Origin of the sequence: Parabacteroides sp. AF21-43 (genome assembly GCF_003635435.1) — a bacterium.
Lineage (GTDB): Bacteria > Bacteroidota > Bacteroidia > Bacteroidales > Tannerellaceae > Parabacteroides > Parabacteroides distasonis.
On record NZ_QTMG01000003.1, the window covers coordinates 225084 to 246074 of the forward strand.

The window sequence follows — 20991 nt, forward strand, 5'->3', positions numbered from 1 at the left end:
ATCTTGAAATACCTTCAAGTGTTTTTTCTATTAATTGACTGCTTTGGCTTTTCCTGCTTGCTCCAGGTTATAAGCGCTGCGTGTGAGTTTCTCTACCCAGATGACAAAGATACCAGTTAAAATTAAATTAAACACAATAGTTAACACAGAAATTATCAACATAGGGCCACCTAATCCATATCCCAAGGCTATGAAAATAACGCCGGCTCCTACCTCTCCACGGGTAAACATACCGATAGACAGCGCCAAACGCTCCCGTTTCATCCGGTCACGGTAGAAAAACAAAGGAAATAGTTTACCGATATTGGATAAGAATGAGACGATTACGACGTGTAAAGCGATCATCGACCATGACATCATCGGCTGGGAACCTGTCACCGTAGTTACTTCCGCCGCTTGCTGAGCGAAATCCACGCCCATAAACACCGGCATGCTCACTCCGACAAGGAACATAAAGAGATAAGAGATAAAATCGGACACTTGGTGCTCGATCTTGGTATCGATATGCTTATGCCGCATGATCATACCTACGACAAACGCAGGTAAAAGTACCTCGATATGGATGCTAGCCTCCTCCCCGTACATATGTTTCGATACCAGATAAATCACTTGCGTGATACCAAACGTCACGACGGCATAGAACAAGATGGCTTTCCAGTCTTGACGTACATTATAATATCCCATTTTCTTCCAGCCCAGGATCAAGAGCAATACCACAACCAGAATAATGACCCCCAATTGCCAGCGCAAGCCGATCATCATGATTTGCAACGGGATCATCAACAGGATCGTATCCAAGTCGTCGAAGATCGCCAATACCTGTACTTTCTTATATACCCAAGAGGCTTTTAGCCCGGCGGCGGCCAACATCGTAAACAAGATACCCGCCGAGGTAGGCGCGGCGAACCGGCTTAGCAACAGGTTCTCCTTCCAAGCGTCCCAACTTCCCCATAAATCGCCCGGAAGCAAGACAAACATATAATATAAAGCCACGAATATCCACGGAAACGCAGCCGTAGCCATCGCTATGAAATAATCTTCGGTATAAGACTTCCACCGGGTCTTATCAATCTCGAACTCACGCCCCACATTAATCATGATAAACGCAAGGCAAATAAACAAAAATGTATTAGAGATCGTCTTTACCAGCGAATACTGTTCCCCCACCATAGCGGGAAGCATTTGCGACACGACCAAACCCAACACTAGAAAAAGAGAGAATAAAAGAACTTTTTTCATTCAGATAAAACTATATTAATATTTACACAATAAAATGCAGGGGCAGGGTTCCTCATGAGCCTTGTCTCTACAAAAAACAATTGAAAATTGAATTAGTTGATCGCTTGCTACTCTTTTAGATAAGCGGTCTCAACCTTTAACAAACGATTTTTGAGGCGTTCAGCCTCTCCTTTACGGATACGAAGCGTCATCTCGCAATCCATCTCGAACTTCTGTGAGATGATAGCGGGGTTATCCTCTTTTACGATACGCATGATCCCGTTCAGGTATGGGTATTCGAAAACGACCGTGATGTCCTCGTCTACCGTACGTTCCTCGATCTCGGCGGCGGCGATAGCCTCGGCGGCGGCCGTGCGATAAGCGACGATCAGCCCACTGGTTCCTAACTCGATTCCACCAAAGTAACGTACTACGACAATCAATAAATCGGTCAGCTCATTCGAGTTGATCTGTCCGAGGATCGGTTTCCCGGCCGTGGAAGAAGGCTCCCCGTCATCGTTGGCCCGGAACGTCTGCCGCTCTGGACCTAACATATACGCCCAGCATACATGGCGGGCATCATAATATTGTTTACGGTATTTCTCCAGTTGCTCCTTCACCTCTTCCACCGTACGCACGGGGATAGCATACGAGATAAAGCGGCTGCGCTTCTCGGTATAATATCCCTCGGCTACTTGCTTGATGGTCTTGTAACTGTCGTCTGCCATAAATCAATCCGGTATTTTAGTGTTAGACACTTCCTCCCGGTACGCCCGGAAATCTTTCATGATCTCTTCGATCTCCTCGATGAAATAAGGATCTTTCACCTTATTCCTCACCTCCTCATAATAGGTCTCTATGGCAGCCAACGCACATACGTCCTGCCCTCTCAGCACGAAGTAAGGTTCCTCCTTCTCCACGCACTGCTTGATCATTTGTATAGGATTCTTCATTTTTTCTTATTTGCTATATCTAACTCTTCTTTCAAGAACGGAGCCGTAAACCCGACGCCACTCTTCGCTAAAGCCTCCGGAGTCCCGGTGAAAAGGACGTTACCTCCACGGCGACCGCCCTCGGGGCCCATATCGATCAAGTAATCGGCGCTTTTGATAACATCGAGGTTATGTTCGATAACGATGATCGTGTTGCCTTTATCCACCAACTTGTTCAATACCCCCAGCAAGACCCGGATATCCTCGAAGTGCAGACCGGTGGTAGGTTCATCCAATACATAAAGCGTCTTTCCCGTATCCCGCTTCGCCAGCTCGGTAGCCAGCTTGACACGTTGGCTCTCGCCACCGGATAAGGTAGTAGAGGGTTGCCCCAACTTGATATATCCCAGACCTACATCCTGCAGGACCTTGATCTTGGATAAGATAGTCGGGATATTCTCGAAGAACTCCACTGCCATATTAATCGTCATATCCAAGATATCCGCAATTGATTTCCCACGAAAACGAACCTCTAGGGTTTCCCGGTTATATCGCTTGCCGTGACAATCCTCGCAAGGCACCAGCACGTCCGGAAGGAAATTCATCTCGATCGTCTTATAGCCATTTCCCTTACAGGTCTCGCACCGTCCGCCCGATACGTTAAAAGAGAAACGTCCCGGTTTATACCCTCTCACCTTCGATTCCGGAAGTTCCACGAACAGATTCCGGATATCCGAGAATACCCCCGTATAGGTAGCCGGGTTGCTCCGGGGGGAACGACCGATCGGAGATTGATCCACATTCACGATCTTATCGACATGCTCGATTCCCTCGATGGCGTCGTATGCCAAGGGGTCTTCCAGCGAGCGATAGAAATGCTGGCTCAAGATCGGTTGCAGCGTGCGGTTTATCAAGGTAGACTTTCCGCTACCCGACACACCCGTGACGCAAATAAGAGTACCCAAGGGGAAAGACACGTCCACATGCTTCAGGTTATTGCCGCTGGCTCCCTTGATCGTAATAAACTGCCCGTTGCCTTTCCGACGCTCGGCAGGAACGGCTATCTCCGTGTTTCCATTCAGATAGGAAGAGGTCAAGGTATCTACACGCAGCATCTCCTTGGGCGTTCCCTCAAAGACGACCTCACCCCCCAGACGACCCGCTTTAGGCCCCATATCCACCACGTAATCGGCACTCAGCATCATATCCTTATCATGCTCCACGACGATCACGGAGTTTCCCGTATCACGCAATTGCTTCAAGGAGTTAATCAGACGGACGTTGTCCCGCTGGTGCAAACCGATACTCGGCTCATCCAATATATAAAGTACGTTCACCAATTGGCTTCCGATCTGGGTAGCCAAACGGATACGCTGGCTCTCGCCACCGGACAAGGTAGCGGAACCCCGGTTCATGGAAAGATAATCCAATCCCACATCCAGCAAGAAGCGCAGGCGGGAGCGTATCTCCTTCAATATCTCCGTAGCGATCCGAAGCTGTTTCGGGTCCAGCTTCTCCTCGATACCCTCCAGCCACTCGTATAATTCCGAGATATCCATGGCCGACAACTCGGCGATATTCTTTCCCGCTATCCGGTAGCTCAACGCCTCCTTATTCAACCGCCAGCCGTTACATTCCGGACAAGTGGCCATCTTGATGAATTGTCCCGCCCATTTCTGCGCCGAGGCGGATGCCTCGCTCTCCTGTTGCATCAAGATATACTTGGCGACTCCCTCATACGACAAGAAATAGTTAGACGATCCTAACGAGTCATTCTTGATCTGCAACCGCTCGTCCGTACCGTTCATGATCTCGTCCATCGCCTCCTCGGGAATATCCCGTATAGGCGTCTTGATCGTCACGCCATGCTTTTGGCAAAGCGCCTCGATCTGCCAGAATATCAACGAATTCTTATATTTACCCAAAGCGACGATGCCACCGCTATATATACTTAAGGATGGATCGGGAACGATCTTGTCCATATCCAACAAATTGACCTGTCCTAAGCCTTTACATTTCGGACACGCTCCTTGAGGGGAGTTGAACGAGAAATTATGCGGAGCCGGCTCACTGTAAGACAATCCAGTCACCGGGTCCATCAAGCGACGACTATAATGGCGAACCTCGTTAGTCTCGGCATCCAGTATCAGCACAAGGCCATCGCCTTGCTTCATGGCGATCTTCAAGCTCTCTTTCAAACGACGCTCGTCTGCCTTGGAGACAATCATCTTATCGATCACCACCTCGATGCTGTGCATCTTATAACGATCCAGCTTCATCCCATGGAAGATCTCTTTCAACTCGCCATCGACACGGACGTTCAGATATCCTTTTTTACGTATCTGCTCGAAAAGTTCCTTATAGTGCCCCTTACGATTACGGACCAACGGAGCCAAGAGATACGTTTTTTTCCCGTTGTACTCATCCAAGATCAGCCGTAAGACTTGATCCTCGGTATATTTCACCATCTTCTCCCCGCTCAAATAGGAATAGGCCTCTCCCGCCCTAGCGTAAAGCAAACGGAAAAAGTCATAGATCTCGGTAGTCGTACCGACGGTGGAACGAGGATTCTTATTGGTTGTCTTTTGCTCAATGGAGATAACCGGACTCAGACCCGTTATCTTATCCACATCGGGTCTCTCCATATTCCCTAAGAAATTCCGGGCGTAAGCCGAGAATGTCTCCACATACCGCCTTTGTCCCTCAGCGAAAATCGTATCGAACGCCAATGATGACTTGCCGCTACCACTCATGCCGGTAATCACCGTCAACTTATTCCTCGGAATCTCTACATCTATATTCTTCAGATTATGAACACGTGCGCCAAGTATGGATATGCGCCCGCCTTCCAATGCCTGCTTATCTTTTATCATCTTTTACCTATCTGGTTTTAGGGGCCGTAAAGATACGAAAAAAACAGAAGCCAATCAAACTTTCCAGCAAATCATAGTGTAATCTCAGCCACTTCCTTCCGCCTATTTACTCCCTTTGTCCTTCACCTCTGGCTGGGGAGAAGGAGCCTGTATGTTCTCATAAAACCTCTTTTTCTCCTCGTTACTTTTTTGGACAAGGCTTGTCACATATACCGTAAATATTGGAAACATCATCATGCCCAAAGCAGCCAATACGACTGAGAGGACTCGTCCCGTAACCGTAATAGCGGATATGTTAGAGCCAACCGTCGTCACATCCATAAACGCCCACCATAGAGCGTCCCCATAATTAGCCACCAACGGGTTCACCTTATGCTCCAAGACAAAAAATATAAGACTTGAGAAATAAACCGTGGCCAACAACATCGTCAAGTAAGAAACAAACAAGCCGGATGCCTTATTATACGATAACCATCCCACCACGATCGCCAACGCATACCCGCCCCGTACCAAAGGAACGAAACGTAAGAAATAACTAAGCTCGGGTGAGGTGATAATATGATAATATTCTATTATATTTTGGTAAGGGATCGCTACGAGCAAGAAAATAAAGTGCGTTCGCAAATAACGTAATTTATCTTTCGATAGGAAAAGTTCCAAAACAAAATCGAAAAGAAAAAACAAACAGATCCATAATTGAATCTTCTTATAAGAAGTTTGCGTGTAAAAGGGAATATTCTTAAATGTATCGATGGAGATACTGATAACCAAGAACAGCGACAACAATAGTATAATGATATGTAACACACCATATACCCCCTTCTTTCTCAATGCGAAATCAAATACGGCCATTTTCATAAGCGTTACTATTTATTTAATTATAATCCTTTTCATTTTGGTTTATGACAACAAACCTCATATACCATTTGTTTAAACAGCGAAATGTGTTAATTAACCAAGTTTTACGTAGCAAAAACAAAACATCTTCTTTGATTCGCTGTTATAAACTCAGACTTAAACGAGAGAAGTAATTCTCATTTTTAAAACATAAATCTATGGCAAATATCAACAAGACAGTAAAGCTAGGTGTGTTTACCCTAGCAATCATGAACGTGACGGCAGTAGTATCTTTACGCGGACTGCCAGCAGAAGCCGTATACGGACTAAGTTCGGCTTTCTATTACTTATTCGCGGCAATCGTATTCTTAATCCCGACCTCTTTGGTGGCAGCGGAATTAGCGGCAATGTTCCAAGACAAACAAGGTGGTGTATTCCGTTGGGTAGGTGAGGCCTATGGAAAACGTCTAGGCTTTCTGGCTATCTGGGTTCAATGGATTGAAAGTACGATCTGGTATCCGACAGTATTAACTTTTGGAGCCGTATCCATCGCCTTCATCGGTATGGATCATCCCGAAGATATGCTGCTGGCGAATAACAAATACTACACGTTAGCGATCGTGTTAATTATTTATTGGCTGGCTACATTTATCTCACTAAAGGGATTGAGTTGGGTTGGAAAAGTAGCGAAAATTGGAGGTATGGTAGGTACTATCATCCCGGCGGCGTTACTCATCATTTTAGGTATCGTATATCTAGCGACTGGCGGGCATTCCAATATGGATTTCCACAGTAACTTCTTCCCCGACTTCAGTAAATTCGACAACTTAGTCTTAGCCGCAAGTATCTTCCTTTTTTACGCAGGTATGGAAATGGGCGGTATTCACGTGAAAGACGTTGACAATCCTTCTAAAAACTATCCGAAAGCTGTATTTATCGGTGCCTTGATCACCGTTGTAATCTTCGTACTAGGAACTTTTGCGTTGGGTATTATTATCCCAGAGAAAGACATCAATCTTACGCAAAGTTTATTAGTGGGATTCGACAATTACTTCAAGTACATTCATGCCTCATGGTTATCCCCAATTATCGCTATCGCTTTGGCATTTGGCGTATTAGCAGGAGTATTGACATGGGTCGCTGGTCCTTCCAAAGGTATATTCGCAGTTGGTAAAGCAGGTTATCTGCCCCCGTTCTTCCAGAAGACCAATAAGATCGGCGTACAGAAAAACATCCTTTATATCCAAGGAGCGGCTGTTACACTTCTTAGCTTATTATTCGTGGTAATGCCATCCGTACAAAGCTTTTATCAGATCTTATCACAGCTTACGGTGATCTTATATTTAATAATGTATATGTTGATGTTCTCCGGAGCGATCGCATTACGTTATAAGATGAAAAAGGCAGGTCGTCCTTTCCGTATCGGAAAAGGTGGCAATGGCTTGATGTGGTTGATCGGAGGTTTAGGATTCTGTGGTTCCTTATTAGCGTTCGTATTAAGTTTCATTCCTCCTAGCCAGATTTCTACAGGAAATAATACGGTTTGGTTCGCCGTTCTCTTCATCGGTGTAATTGTTGTCGTTGCGGCACCGTTTATTATCTATGCGTCTAAGAAAGCATCTTGGGTAGATCCGAACACTGAATTCGAACCGTTCCATTGGGAAGTAAAAAATGACGTATCCGAGACGAATACGACAAAAGCATAACACACATTCATCTCGATAATTACCTAGTCCGGGCTGCGAAAATATTGCAGCTCGGACTTTTTCGTAAAAATAGCACAGAATATTTACGTTTTATTATGTGTATTATAAAAATGTAATTATCTTTGCGATAGTATTCATAAAATAAAATATCAAAAGAACTATGGCACGTACAGTAGATTATTCAAAAAAGGCAGAGAAAATCAAAGAGCAAGTAGATGAATTAGTACAAGAATTAATGGCTGCTAAATCGGCTCCGGTAGTCTCCAAAAGAAGTTTAAAAGTAGCTGACATCAATTTCGAGAACGAGGATGTTAATACATTAATGCAAATACAAGCTCGCCTCGCTCGCGTTATCTTGGAGAAGAGCAAATAAGAAAAAACTCTGCTAAGGTTTTAATAAAAGCGCCTTTCCCGTCTTTAAGGATGTTTCGGGAAAGGCACTTTATTTTTCAGGTCTCGTGCGAACTTTCAAAGAAAAAGCTTATCTTTGAAAACCTAATCAATAACATGTATGGAACTAACACTCCCAACGAAAGTTAATGTGACACATCCCATCATGCTAGACACGAAGATATTAGTCGTGATCGGAGCGAACGGTGCGGGAAAAAGCTCTTTTGGCAGAGATTTATTGGAGAGATATGCGGGTCAAGCGAAAAGAATATCCGGTATACATGCCTTATTCATCAGCGATGACGAATCTAAATTATCGGCCTCCAATGAATTCGCACGTTTACAGTCTATGATCAAAGAACGACTGTTCATGCCACGTATTTCTGAATACGAGAAACTGATTTTGCAACTCCAGAGCGAGGAGTTCGAGGCGGCAGTCAATTTCAAGGAAGCCTGCAAGACTAATAACGAAGTAGATCCTCCGATCACCAAGATAGATATTATACAAGCGATCTGGGAAAAGATGTTTCCGCATAATCGTCTGATACGAAAGTCGGGATTTATCGAGCTTGTATCCACGGGGCGTGATTCAAATTCCTACACCGCCGGACGCATGAGCGATAGCGAGAAACTGGTGTTCTACTTGATTGGGGCCGCATTATGCGCATGCCCGAACGCCTTGCTCGTGATCGAAGAGCCGGAAACCCTTCTCCACAACTCCATAAAGAACCAGCTTTGGGACGAGATTGAGGCGATACGTCCGGACTGTACGTTTGTTTATCTCACACATGACATTGATTTCGCCACCTCCCGCTCCGACAGCAAACGGATCTGGATTCGTTCTTACGATGCGGATCATTCCGTATGGGATTACGAGTTGATCGAGAGTAATGAAAGTTTCCCGGAAGAAGTATATATGGAAATACTTGGCAGCCGGAAACCGATCTTGTTTATCGAAGGGACCGACACGAACAGTATCGACAGCAAGCTTTACCCCTTCATATTCCCCGATTATTTGGTGAAACCGATGGGTGGTTGCCAAAAAGTAATCGAGACAACCAAAGCGTTCGGCCAACTGAAAGACTTCCATACATTAGATAGCAAAGGTATCGTAGATCGTGATAGGCGTACGCAAGGAGAAATAAACTATCTACGGGAACAACATATTTATGTACCGGACGTAGCGGAAGTGGAGAACCTATTGATGATAGAGGATGTGATCAAGACGGTCGCCAAACGGTTGATGAAAGATCCGGACGATGTTTTCAAGCAAGTGAAAGAAAACGTAGTACGTCTTTTCCAAAAAGAACTGGATTCGCAAGTAATCCTTCATGCCAAACATCAAGTCCGTAAAAAACTGGAGACTACCGTTGATCGCAAGATAACGACGGTGGAGCAATTAACCGAACATGTAGAGAGTATCCGTCTGAACATCCATGCGGAAGAAATATACAAAAACATAAAAGAAGAGTTCGAGTCTTATATAGAAACGGAGAACTACAAAAGCATCCTCCGTGTTTATAATCAAAAAGGGATGTTACCACAGAGCCGCCTATGCGCGATCTGCGGTATCAGTAACAAAGAGAGTTATTTAAACCTGATTCTCTCCATATTAAAGGAAAACAAGGAGGATGCGGAAGCGATACGAAAGGCTATCAAACATTCATTGGGCACATAAAAAGTTTCTAAAAATGCGGGGAAAGTCCATAAAAAATTGTTCTTTTGCAAACTGTTTTATAACATTAATGGGCCAAAGCCCTATATATTAATTGTCATATGCGTACACCTACACTTCAATATCTTTACTTGCAAAAGCCGGTAACCATGATGGTAGTAATCTGTATTATATCTGTGTTACCTTGGATTGGCCTCGGCGACTTTTCCACCAAAGGGGAACCTCGGGAAGCGGCCGTAGCGATCTCCATGCTCGAGACAGGTAATTGGGTCTTGCCACAATCTTACGCGAACGAGTTCGCTTTTAAGCCACCGATGGCGCATTGGTTAATGGCTGCTTTCTCCTATCCACAGGGATATGTTTCCGAGTTCACCTCCCGCTTGCCATCGGCTTTAGCCTTTATTACCTTGATCGGGTTCGTATTGGTCTTTTTCGGTAAACGAATCGTAAAGTTTCAGGAGGCATTCATAGCGACCCTCCTATTGGTCACCTGCGTAGAGATACATCGGGCGGCCATGACGACTCGGGTGGATATGTTGCTCACTACTTTCATCGTCATAGGGCTTTTCCAGCTATATCGATGGGAAGATAAATTAGAGCTGAAAGGACTTCCCATATTCATACCTTTATTATTAGGATGCGCCGTTCTGACCAAAGGACCGGTAGGCGTAGTATTGCCCCTATTCGTATTCGGCATTTATCTATTAATGTTAGGTCAATACAGTTATCTCACCATATTCAAGACTTTATTATATGCGGGAATTTCCTCTTTATTCCTACCGATGTTGTGGTATACCGCTGCATGGAAGCAGGGTGGAGATGAGTTCCTTAATGTCGTATTAGCGGAGAATTTCGCTCGTTTCTTACACCTAAACACTCCTGAAATTTCCTATGATCTGGGGCATGAGAATGGTGTTTGGTACAATTTCATGACGTTGGCGGCAGGCTTTATACCTTGGACTATTTTCTTTTTCTTCTCTTTATTCGGGCTGAAACTTAGTAAGCCTGAGCAACCTATTAAAGAGATCTTAAAGAATACGTGGAAACGTATCCGCTCCATGGAAAAAGTTCGTTTATTTAGTTTGGTTGCTTTAGTCGGCATCCTTTTCTTCTATTCGATCCCTTCCAGTAAACGAAGCGTATATTTAATGCCGGCTTATCCGTTCATTGCCTTGTTCTTGGCTCAGTATGCCTTATATATTACAGAATACCGTACGAAAGTAACTCGGGTATTCGCTGCCTTTTTAGCTTCCGTAGTAAGTGTCGTCATGATAGCGATCTTGCTTACGGTATTCAGTATTATTGATCCTGTTGGTATCGTCGGTCAATATACACAAAACGCATCGACCTTGGACATGGTACAAATGGTATCAAAAGTATTAGTTCACCCCAGTACGCTTACGATCTGTATTATCTTCATAAATCTATTGATATTAGGAACGGTCTATTACCAGATGTTCAAGAAAATAAATATCAAGATTCTCTACGCTACGATAGCCTTGACATTCTCGGTTAATTTATTAATTGATGGTGTCATTATGAGAGGTATTCGTGAAGGGGATTCTTGCCGTGTTTTCGCTGAACGTATCCTGAAAGAATATCCATTGAATAAAAAGAATGTATATGTCGTAAATAACCTTCGGATTTATCGGAATCTGTACGGGTTAAACTTCTATATGGGAAATATCTTCCATGACTTCGATAAAGAAACACCCGCCAAAGGTTATTTCCTGATCGGAGAAAATGAGATGGAAAAGGTACTTTCCACATACGGGGATAAATATACCTTCCGTACACTGACTAAGTCAGATCAAACGTTCAGCGAGCTAAAACAAAAAATCGTGCTTAGCGAGTTCGAGTTGAAATAGAAATGTAATATCTAATAGTATACCATGAATAGTTCCTATATTTCCCCTTTCGCCAAGCCGGTCTACATCATGTTGAAACCGGTTGGTTCTGTTTGTAATTTGGCATGCGAGTATTGTTATTACCTTGAGAAAAGTAAGTTCTATCCGGACGTGAAGAATCACATCATGACGGATCAGATACTCGAGAAGTTCATCAAGGAATACATGGAATGCCAAACCATGCAAGAAGTCTTGTTTACATGGCATGGAGGCGAGACGCTGATGCGGCCGATCAGCTTCTATAAAAAAGCCTTGGAGTTGCAGCGTAAGTATGCGGGAGGACGGCAAATAGATAACTGTATCCAAACCAATGGTACCCTATTGAATGATGAGTGGTGCCAATTTTTCAAGGAAAATAATTTCTTGGTGGGTGTATCTATCGATGGCCCGCAAGAGTTCCACGACGAATACCGTAGGAACCGGCAGGGACTCCCCTCTTTCTATAAAGTGATGAAGGGAATCGAGTTGCTGAAAAAACATGGGGTAGAATATAACGCCATGGCCGTCGTGAATGATTATAACGTGGATTATCCGCTGGAATTCTATAATTTCTTCAAGGAACTGGATTGCCGTTTCATCCAATTCGCCCCGATCGTGGAGCGTATCGGCCGGCACAAGGAAGGTACCAAGCTATCTTCTCCCGAGGAGCAAGACGCAGCGATCGAGCTAGCTCCGTTCTCGGTAGATAGCGAGAAATGGGGGGATTTCCTTTGCGCCTTGTTCGACGAGTGGCTGAAAGAGGATGTCGGCAAGTTCTACATCCAATTATTCGATTCCACCTTGGCGAACTGGGTAGGCGAGCAACCCGGAGTTTGCTCCTTGGCCCGCCATTGCGGTCACGCCGGGGTAATGGAGTTCAATGGCGACGTGTACGCTTGCGACCATTTCGTATTCCCGGAATACAAACTCGGGAATATCCAAACAAAGACATTAACGGAGATGATGTACAGTCCGGTACAACAAAAGTTTGGAACGGATAAAGAAGATAAGCTCCCTACGCAATGCAAGGAATGCGAATATCTTTTCGCTTGCCATGGGGAATGCCCGAAAAACCGGTTCCTCCATACGCCGAATGGAGAGCCGGGACTAAATTATCTATGTAAGGGATACAAGAAATTCTTCAAGCACGTAGCTCCTTACATGGATTTTATGAAAAAAGAGTTATTGAATCAACGTCCACCCGCAAACGTGATGGATTGGGCTAAACAACAACAACATGAATATTAACAGACGTGATTTCATTAAAACAGGAAGTATGGTTATGCTTGGAACATTAGCGGCTCCTTCCCTACTAGGAAGTTGCACCGGTAGTGAGAGTGATAAAGCAGCCGGTATTTCATTCGCCATGAATTATTTCAAGGTGAGTGAGGGGGATTTGAGGAAAGTATTGGCGGCAGCCTTGGAGAAAGGCGGGGATTATGCCGATTTGTTTTTTGAGCATTCATACAGGAACAACGTAGGGTTGCAGGATGGTGCCGTAAACCGTGCCTCATCTAACATCGATTTTGGGATGGGCGTACGTGTTTTGTCCGGCGACCAAACGGGATATGCCTACGTGGAGAACGTCAGCTTGGACGAGATGCTAAAGGCGGCTCGTACGGCCGCGCGTATCGCCACCGGATCAGCGAATACCGCTCCTATCAACTTAACGGAAGAAAAGCATACGAACAATTTCTATAGCGTACAAACACCTTGGGACGAGATAGCCATTAATGACAAGATGCCTTTCTTGCAGAAACTGAACGATCAGATATTCGCCAAGGACAATCGGGTCACCAAGGTGATGGCCTCTTTGGGAGACACGACCTCTCATATCTTATTCTGTAACTCGGAAGGGCAGATTTATTACGATTATCGCCCGATGAGCGCCTTGAGCGCCGTCTGCATCATGGAGGATAACGGGAAGATCGAGAACTCGTACGCCGCACGGGCTTTTCGTATGGGAGCGGAATTCCTGACGGACGACCTGATCGACGAGCTTGCCCAAGAGGCGGTGGATAAGACCTCTATCTTATTTCAGGCGATCAAGCCAAAAGGCGGGGAAATGCCCGTTGTCATGGGTGCCGGTGGCTCTGGCATCTTATTGCACGAGGCGATCGGCCATGCTTTCGAGGCGGATTTCAACCGTAAGAACACCTCTATTTTCTCTGATCAACTGAACAAGAAAGTTTGCAACGAGCATATCAACGTGGTGGACGACGGCACGATTCCTTTCAACCGGGGCTCGGTCAATATCGATGACGAGGGTGTGGACGGACAAAAAACCTATATCGTACGGGAGGGAGTCTTGACCAGTTATCTGCACGATCGTATCAGCGCGAAACATTACGGCATCCCCTCTACGGGCAATGGCCGCCGGGAGTCTTTCCGTCAGATGCCTATCCCCCGTATGCGTGCCACTTATATGGAAGCGGGCAACGTGACGGAAGAGGAGATCATCTCTACCGTAAAGAAAGGTATCTATGCCGCCAACTTCACGAACGGGCAGGTACAGATCGGCGCAGGCGATTTTACCTTCTTCGTGAAGGATGGTTACTTGATCGAGAACGGCAAGCTTACCCAACCTATCAAGGATATCAATATCATCGGTAACGGCCCGAAAGCGTTGGCGGATATCACGATGGTGGGTAATAATTACAAAATGGATAACGGCACATGGACCTGCGGTAAGGATGGACAGTCTTGCCCGGTAACCTGCGGTATGCCGTCGGCCTTAGTCAGCAAACTTACAGTAGGAGGAGAAAACTAATATGATAACAAACGAAAATAAGAAATTGGCTCAATGGGCCATGGAATATGCCTTGAAGAATGGTTGCCAATCTTCACGTGTCACGCTTTACAATGGTTCCAGCAGTTCGTTTGAGATACGGGATATGAAAATAGACCGTCTGCAACAGGCGTCCGAGAACAGCATGGTGGTTCATTTGTTCGTGGACGGCCGTTACGGCTCCTACTCTACCAATCGCTTGGATAAGAAAGAGCTGGAGAAGTTCATCAAGGATGGTATCGCCGCCACTCGTTTCCTCGCCGAGGACAAGGCTCGCACGCTGCCGGACGCTTCCTTGTATTATAAAGGTGGGGCGGCGGACTTGCGATTGGTCGACCCGAATTTCGACTCCGTGCAACCGGACGACAAGGTAGCGTTGGCCATGAGCGTCTGTGAGGAAATCATGGGCAAGGACGACCGGATCATCTCCGCCAACGCTTCCTACAGCGACGAGAAGGACTTTAAGTACATGGTAGCCAGCAACGGTTTCGAAGGCGAGGCTTCTGGTTCCTCTTATGGCTTGGTGGGGAGTGTCAGCATCCGTGGGGAGGGTGACGCCCGTCCCGAGTCTTATTGGTACGACTCTTCCTTGTATTATGACGAGCTGGTGAAGACCGGTATCGGTACGAAAGCGCTGGAACGGGTGCTTCGAAAACTGGGACAGCGGAAAGTGGCGTCCGGTAAATATACCATGATCGTGGATAACATGAACTCCAGTCGTCTGCTTTCTCCAGTAATCGGAGCCATTTACGGTTCCTCCATCCAGCAAAAGAACTCTTTCTTGTTGGATAAGATCGACCAAAAGGTAGCGAGCGACAAGATGACCTTGATAGATGAGCCTCATTTGGTAAAGGCTTCCGGCGCACGTTATTTCGATAGCGAGGGTGTTGCCACGAAACGTCTTCCGGTATTCGAGCAGGGTATATTGAAAACGTATTATATCGATACGTATTCCGCCAACAAGATGGGCATGGAACAAACGATCGGCTCTCCCTCGATTCTTACCATGCGGAATGGTGATAAGGATCTGGACGGATTGATCGCCTCTATCGACAAAGGTATATTGGTGACCGGCTTCAACGGTGGAAACTGCAATAGCACGACTGGCGATTTCTCGTATGGCGTGGAAGGTTTCTTGATCGAGAGAGGCAAGCTATCCCAACCGATCTCCGAGATGAACGCCACGGGTAATATGCTCTCCCTATGGAGTAACCTAGCGGAAGTCGGAAACGACCCCCGCCTATCCTCCAGCTGGCGAATCCCTTCCTTGCTTTTCAATGGGGTTGATTTTAGCGGATTATAAATACAAGAAACAACATCCGGAAGAACAAGAATAAAAGAAGCCGGAACCGCTAAACACAGTTCCGGCTTCTTTGTTTTTCCTTACACCAAATTATAGATCGCTATAAAATGGCAAACCGTTCCCCCGAGAACGAATAAATGCCATGCGGAATGCATATATTTATATTTATCCAGAAAGAAGAAAATCGTTCCTAAGGAATAGAACAAGCCTCCTCCGATCAGCCAATATAAGACATACATCGAATCCGTACGCTGGAAAACATCGATCAAAGGTTTGAAAGCGATAATCACCACCCAGCTCATCAGCAGATAACAAACCGTTTTCAGATTATCCTTTTTCTTCATCCGACGGAAACTAAACCATACGCCGATAACCGCGGCCAGCCAAACCGTAATAAATAATCCCCAGCCCCAGAAACCCTCGTCGCGGAGAGCCACCAAGGTAAATGGCGTATAAGTACCCGCGATATGCAAATAAATAGCGCTATGATCCCAACGGCGCAACTGGCATTTTCGCTTGGGATCGGAAGCGGCGTGGTAAAAGGTAGATGTCACATACGAGGAAGTCATGCACAACGCATAAACGGCGAAACTACCGATCACCCACGGATCACCTGTACGAATCCCGGCGATCATCAAGACGACAATCGCCGTTAAGCCGAACAACATGCCCGCGCCATGCGTAAGCACATTCGCTACTTCCTCACCATGAGTCTGTCTTTGTTTTCTCATCCATCCGATCGCTACGACTACAAGGCGCTGGCCTTGAAACCGGCCTCCGATACGGCTGAAAGAATGGTCTCCGCCGGAAGATCGGTTGTTATAGTCAATGTTTTATCCGGGGATTTCAAGTCGATCGACCATGCGTCCTCTTTTACTAATTTATTCAACTTAGCACCGATAGCCGCCACGCATCCGCCACATTTAGCGTTTGTCTTAAATTTTAATGTTGCCATATCTCTACTTATTATTTAAAGTTTACTCCATTTCAACCGTAAGCTATTTAATACCACCGACACGGAACTGAAAGCCATCGCGGCGCTCGCCAACATCGGGTTCAGTAACAGTCCGTTCACCGGGAATAAGACACCCGCCGCCAATGGGATTCCGATCAAGTTATAGATAAATGCCCAGAATAAATTCTGGTGGATCGAGCGAACCGTACGTTTCGACAAGCGGATCGCATCCGGCAATAACATCAAATCCGAAGTAATCAACGTGACCATCGCCACATCCATGGCGATATCCGTTCCCTTACCCATCGCAATGCTCACATCCGCACGGGCTAAAGCTTGCGAGTCGTTGATACCATCCCCAACCATAGCCACTTTCCTTCCGGCGGCTTGCAAGGAACGGATATACTCCTCCTTATCGCTCGGCAAGACATCTGCCTTATAATGACGGATATCCAGCATGGCCGCAACGGTCTCGGCGGTCCGTTTTCCATCGCCGGTCAATAAATGAACCTCGATACCCATTTCTTTCAAGGCCTCTACCGCCTCTCCCGACGTAGGTTTCAACCGATCCGAAATAGCCATGACCGCAAGCAATTCCGATTCCCAACCGTAATAAACGATACTCTTGCCATCCTCTTCCCACCGGATGATTTCCCGCCCAGCCTCGGGCGGAACCATCGCCTTGAAGGTTTCCAAAAAGCCTTTGCTTCCTACCCAATACGTCACGCCATGTACCTGCATTTGGATACCACGCCCCGTTACGCTCTCGAAACTATCAGCGTCGATCTCCGCAGCCTCCGTTCCTTTCAACCATGAGAGGATAGCGGACGCCAAAGGATGCTCAGACTTCATCTCGGCGGTATAAAGGATATCCAGCATATCCCGGCTCGCCTCCGATATCCAGAAAGAGTCTGTCACCTCGGGCACGCCCTCGGTCAAGGTCCCGGTCTTATCCAGCACGACGGTATCCACCTTACAAAGGTTTTCCAAGGCAAAAGCGTCTTTGATCAATATATGATGCTCGGCGCCTTTACCCATCCCGACCATCAAGGCAGTTGGCGTAGCAAGTCCCAACGCGCAAGGGCAAGCGATCACCAATACCGATACCGCCGATAAGAGAGCGTACGAGAAGTACCCGCTTCCTCCTACTACCAGCCAGACGATAAAAGTGAGTATCGCCAATCCGACAACGATCGGTACAAATATACCACTTATTTTATCAACGATACGCTGCACGGGTGCCTTACTTCCTTGAGCGGCTTGTACCATCTGTACGATTTGCGATAATACGGTAGCGCTCCCCACCCCGGTCGCCTCCATCAAGAAAGCGCCCTTTTGGTTGATCGTCCCGGCCAAGACCCGGTCACCTTGTGATTTCACGACAGGGATCGGCTCGCCACTCAACATGCTCTCATCCACGGAAGAGGAACCTTGAGACACCGTGCCGTCCACCGGGATCTTCTCACCGGGACGGACACTGACAAGATCTCCCACCCGCAAGAACGAGATAGAGACCTCTTCCTCCTGTCCATCCCGCACACGACGGGCGGTTTTAGGCTGCAATCCCATCAAGCTCTTGATAGCGGAAGAAGTGCTGTTCTTCGCCCGCTCCTCCAGAAGTTTACCCAACAGAACGAACGCTATGATCACGCCGGATGCCTCATAATAAACATGCGGCTCCAATCCTTTCTCATACCAGAACCGCGGATATACGGTATTGAAGAAACTGAACAGGAAAGCGATCGAGGTACTCAACGCCACCAACGTATCCATATTGGCGCTACCGTGCAACGCATGGCGCACGCCGTTCACGTAGAACGACCGCCCGAACACGATCATAATCACCAAGGCCAGCACCATCATGATCCAGTTACCGCCGGGCGTATGCATAAACACCATTCCCAGCAGGGCCAGCGGAATGGAAAGTACCCACGCCCCGATCGTATTCCGGCGTAGCTTCCGGTAATGCTCTCGTGCCATCTCTTCCTGTACCGCCGTCGGATCCTCTACCTCCACGACCAAATCGTATCCGGCCTCCTGCACGGCCTCTCTCATTTTCTGAGGAGTAATCAAGGATGGATGGTATTTGACGGAAAGCGTATTCGCCGCGAAATTCACCGATGCCTCCTCCACGCCGGGAAGTCCCTTCACCGTATTCTCTACGTTATTGGCACATACGGCACAACTCATCTCGAGAACCGGTAGTATAATTGTCTCCAAATCTTTCATAGATCGTATCACCTGTTTAGTTATATATAAATGAATAACAAAGATACGATAAATATGATTGCAACCAGATTGCAAACTTTACGAAACAGTATTTACGTACGTTAAGAAACCTAGGAACTTAATAGATTTATTTGAGAAATATGACTATTATTTAACAGGGAAATACCCGACATTTGTAACGATTTTCAAACCAATTACTAAAACTTAATAACAATATGATTCTAGACTCACTTGAGAACTCTAAGCGGATCGAATGTATCCATCCGCTGTTTAAGCAGGCTTTTGACTATGTTAAGTCTACTGATTTTTCAAAAATGGAAGATGGTAAATACGATATAGCGGACGCTGGTTTCACGGTTAGCATCGCCAGCCTCTTCGGAAAGGAGAAGTCGGAAGCGGCCATCGAGACCCACAAGAAATTTATCGATATCCAATTCCCCTTATTGGGCGTAGAGAAAATCGGGTGGAAACCGGGAGATCAATTACTAGAGGAGTCCGTTCCATACAACGAGGAGCAAGATATCGCCTTTTATATCGACAAACCTACCGCCTATACGAAAATCTATCCCGGACAATTCGCCATTTATTTCCCGGAAGACGGGCACGCCCCGGGTATCGGCCAAGGGAATATCCGGAAGGTGGTTATCAAGATCCCGGTCCAATAGTATCGAATACCCTATCTGTTCCGCAAGAATAATCAGCTGAATACTTATATATTCTATATCGGATCTACTTCTATTCTACAAACCACGGCGTGGTCTTTGTAAACCACGCCATGATCTGTAAAGACCACGCCGTGGTTTATAGGATTCACGACGAGAATCAAGGAATAGATACAGATACGATTATCTTTATTCATAAGAAGATTTCCCTATTCAACCGTATATTCGCATATATGCGTTTGTAATACTTTATTCACCTCAAATCCACTTAAATCTCGTAAATTCTTGTTACCTTTGATGCCCGGTACAAAATAAAAGTAATACAAAGGAAGATGATTTCAGAAGAATTGAAGAACGACCTAAAGATAAAATGGGATCGGATGAGAGATGGTATGGCGAAGATGGATATGGATGCCTGTTTGCTTACCGTAGATGTAAATCTTTATTATACGACAGGACAAATCTATAGTGGTTATTTTTATTTGCCGGTAGACGGTGAGCCGTGGTTCCTAATCAAGCGACCGAACGGGCTTTCAGGACATCAAGTGGAATACATCCGTAAGCCGGAAGACATCCCACCCTTATTTGCGGAACGAGGGATTAAGATGCCCAAAAAGCTCTTGTTAGAGGCAGATGAGTTAACTTATAATGAATACATCCGTTTAGATAAGGTATTCCAACCGGAGGAGGCCGGTAACGCCACCGCTTTCATGCGAAACCTTCGCCGGGTAAAAACCCCTTGGGAGATCGGGCAATTCCGTATCGCCGCCCGCAAGCACGAGGCTACTTATAGCGAGATCCCGGAATGTTTCCGTCCCGGTATGACAGACTTGGAGTTCCAGTACGAGATCGAGAAACGTATGCGCAAGAACGGCTCGATCGGTCTTTTCCGTGCTTTCGGAGCCAATATGGATATCTATATGGGTAGTATTCTCGCCGGGGAAAACGCCGAGACCCCATCCCCTTTTGATTTCGCCTTGGGTGGAGGCGGCATAGACGCTTCTTGTCCGCTAGGCGCTAACGGTACGTTATTAAAAGAAGGCACCGCTATCATGGTGGATATGGCCGGCAATTATACGGCTTATATGACGGACATGACCCGTGTCTTCTCCGTAGGGCGCCTGACGGAGGAAGCTTATCGGGCGCATCAAGTGGCCCTTACGATACAGCAGGAGGTAGAAAACGCTACCCGCCCGGGAACCGCTTGTTCGGATTTATATAATATAGCGGCGAATATCGCTAAGAAAGAAGGTCTTTCGGCTAACTTTATGGGAACCGAGCAACAGGCTAAATTCGTAGGACATGGCATCGGTATACAGATCAATGAGCTACCTGTGCTTACCCCTCGCTCGAAAGAGGAGCTTTTACCGAATATGGTGTTCGCCTTGGAGCCCAAATTCGTGATCCCGGGTGTCGGTGCCGTGGGTATCGAGAACAGTTTCCTTGTAACGGAGACGGGCGTGGAGAAGTTGACACGGTTCAACGAGGAGATCATCCCACTTGGAAATTAGGATTTAATAGAAGAATTTGTTATACA

The 20991-nt window shown here is 46.3% G+C and carries 18 protein-coding genes; 9 read left to right on the plus strand and 9 right to left on the minus strand.

The features are described 5' to 3' along the window. Positions 1 to 30: 30 nt before the first annotated feature. The 5 genes from DWX84_RS04030 to DWX84_RS04050 form a co-directional block, all read right to left on the minus strand. A complete protein-coding gene (locus DWX84_RS04030; protein WP_036611485.1) occupies positions 31 to 1239 on the minus strand; it encodes a cation:proton antiporter in 1209 nt (402 codons plus the stop codon). 107 nt (positions 1240 to 1346) lie between these two features. Continuing rightward, entirely contained in the window at positions 1347 to 1946 is a 600-nt protein-coding gene (locus DWX84_RS04035; protein ID WP_005857285.1) for a YigZ family protein, read from the minus strand. A gap of 3 nt (positions 1947 to 1949) precedes the next feature. Continuing rightward, entirely contained in the window at positions 1950 to 2171 is a 222-nt protein-coding gene (locus DWX84_RS04040) for a hypothetical protein (RefSeq protein WP_005857287.1), read from the minus strand. Then, positions 2168 to 5023, minus strand: a complete 2856-nt coding sequence (gene uvrA / locus DWX84_RS04045; RefSeq protein WP_121961031.1) for an excinuclease ABC subunit UvrA — start codon at positions 5021 to 5023, stop codon at positions 2168 to 2170. The genes DWX84_RS04040 and uvrA overlap by 4 nt, the downstream gene beginning before the upstream one ends. A gap of 102 nt (positions 5024 to 5125) precedes the next feature. Further along, entirely contained in the window at positions 5126 to 5881 is a 756-nt protein-coding gene (locus DWX84_RS04050) for a potassium channel family protein (RefSeq protein ID WP_048928450.1), read from the minus strand. A 197-nt stretch (positions 5882 to 6078) separates the two neighbouring features. On the opposite strand from DWX84_RS04050, the gene gadC reads away from it, so the two are divergent. From gadC to DWX84_RS04085, 7 genes are all read left to right on the plus strand, one after another. Next, positions 6079 to 7566, plus strand: a complete 1488-nt coding sequence (gadC, locus tag DWX84_RS04055; protein WP_005857294.1) for a putative glutamine/gamma-aminobutyrate antiporter GadC — start codon at positions 6079 to 6081, stop codon at positions 7564 to 7566. Between the two features lie 160 nt (positions 7567 to 7726). Beyond that, complete coding sequence (locus tag DWX84_RS04060) at positions 7727 to 7939, plus strand: hypothetical protein (RefSeq protein ID WP_005857296.1); 213 nt, start codon at positions 7727 to 7729, stop codon at positions 7937 to 7939. Between the two features lie 138 nt (positions 7940 to 8077). After that, positions 8078 to 9634: a DUF4435 domain-containing protein gene (locus DWX84_RS04065; protein WP_005862693.1), complete on the plus strand. Its 1557-nt coding sequence runs from the start codon at positions 8078 to 8080 to the stop codon at positions 9632 to 9634. Between the two features lie 98 nt (positions 9635 to 9732). Beyond that, positions 9733 to 11499: a glycosyltransferase family 39 protein gene (locus DWX84_RS04070; protein ID WP_005862695.1), complete on the plus strand. Its 1767-nt coding sequence runs from the start codon at positions 9733 to 9735 to the stop codon at positions 11497 to 11499. Between the two features lie 24 nt (positions 11500 to 11523). Continuing rightward, the gene (locus tag DWX84_RS04075) at positions 11524 to 12765 is read left to right on the plus strand and encodes an anaerobic sulfatase-maturation protein (RefSeq protein ID WP_005862697.1); all 1242 of its coding nucleotides are present in this window, start codon (positions 11524 to 11526) and stop codon (positions 12763 to 12765) included. Then, positions 12755 to 14287 carry a TldD/PmbA family protein gene (locus DWX84_RS04080; protein ID WP_048928449.1) on the plus strand — a complete coding sequence of 511 codons (1533 nt, stop codon included), beginning with the start codon at positions 12755 to 12757 and terminating at the stop codon, positions 14285 to 14287. The genes DWX84_RS04075 and DWX84_RS04080 overlap by 11 nt, the downstream gene beginning before the upstream one ends. Position 14288: 1 nt before the next feature. Then, positions 14289 to 15608 carry a TldD/PmbA family protein gene (locus DWX84_RS04085; RefSeq protein ID WP_005862700.1) on the plus strand — a complete coding sequence of 440 codons (1320 nt, stop codon included), beginning with the start codon at positions 14289 to 14291 and terminating at the stop codon, positions 15606 to 15608. 80 nt (positions 15609 to 15688) lie between these two features. Here DWX84_RS04085 and DWX84_RS04090 read toward each other — a convergent pair whose 3' ends face one another. The 3 genes from DWX84_RS04090 to DWX84_RS04100 are packed head-to-tail and all read right to left on the minus strand — an operon-like array spanning position 15689 to position 18792. Continuing rightward, positions 15689 to 16339, minus strand: a complete 651-nt coding sequence (locus DWX84_RS04090; RefSeq protein ID WP_005857308.1) for a hemolysin III family protein — start codon at positions 16337 to 16339, stop codon at positions 15689 to 15691. A gap of 17 nt (positions 16340 to 16356) precedes the next feature. After that, the gene (locus tag DWX84_RS04095) at positions 16357 to 16563 is read right to left on the minus strand and encodes a heavy-metal-associated domain-containing protein (RefSeq protein ID WP_005857310.1); all 207 of its coding nucleotides are present in this window, start codon (positions 16561 to 16563) and stop codon (positions 16357 to 16359) included. A gap of 15 nt (positions 16564 to 16578) precedes the next feature. Next, entirely contained in the window at positions 16579 to 18792 is a 2214-nt protein-coding gene (locus DWX84_RS04100) for a cation-translocating P-type ATPase (RefSeq protein ID WP_048928448.1), read from the minus strand. Between the two features lie 215 nt (positions 18793 to 19007). Here DWX84_RS04100 and DWX84_RS04105 point away from each other — a divergent pair, with 215 nt between their 5' ends. Beyond that, entirely contained in the window at positions 19008 to 19457 is a 450-nt protein-coding gene (locus tag DWX84_RS04105) for a YhcH/YjgK/YiaL family protein (protein WP_005857314.1), read from the plus strand. 53 nt (positions 19458 to 19510) lie between these two features. Here the strand turns inward: DWX84_RS04105 and DWX84_RS21590 are convergent, their stop codons facing one another. After that, positions 19511 to 19651, minus strand: a complete 141-nt coding sequence (locus DWX84_RS21590; RefSeq protein ID WP_005857316.1) for a hypothetical protein — start codon at positions 19649 to 19651, stop codon at positions 19511 to 19513. Between the two features lie 135 nt (positions 19652 to 19786). Between DWX84_RS21590 and DWX84_RS04110 the strand changes: the two genes are divergently transcribed. Beyond that, positions 19787 to 20965: a Xaa-Pro peptidase family protein gene (locus DWX84_RS04110; protein ID WP_005862709.1), complete on the plus strand. Its 1179-nt coding sequence runs from the start codon at positions 19787 to 19789 to the stop codon at positions 20963 to 20965. The last annotated feature ends 26 nt before the right edge of the window (positions 20966 to 20991 follow it).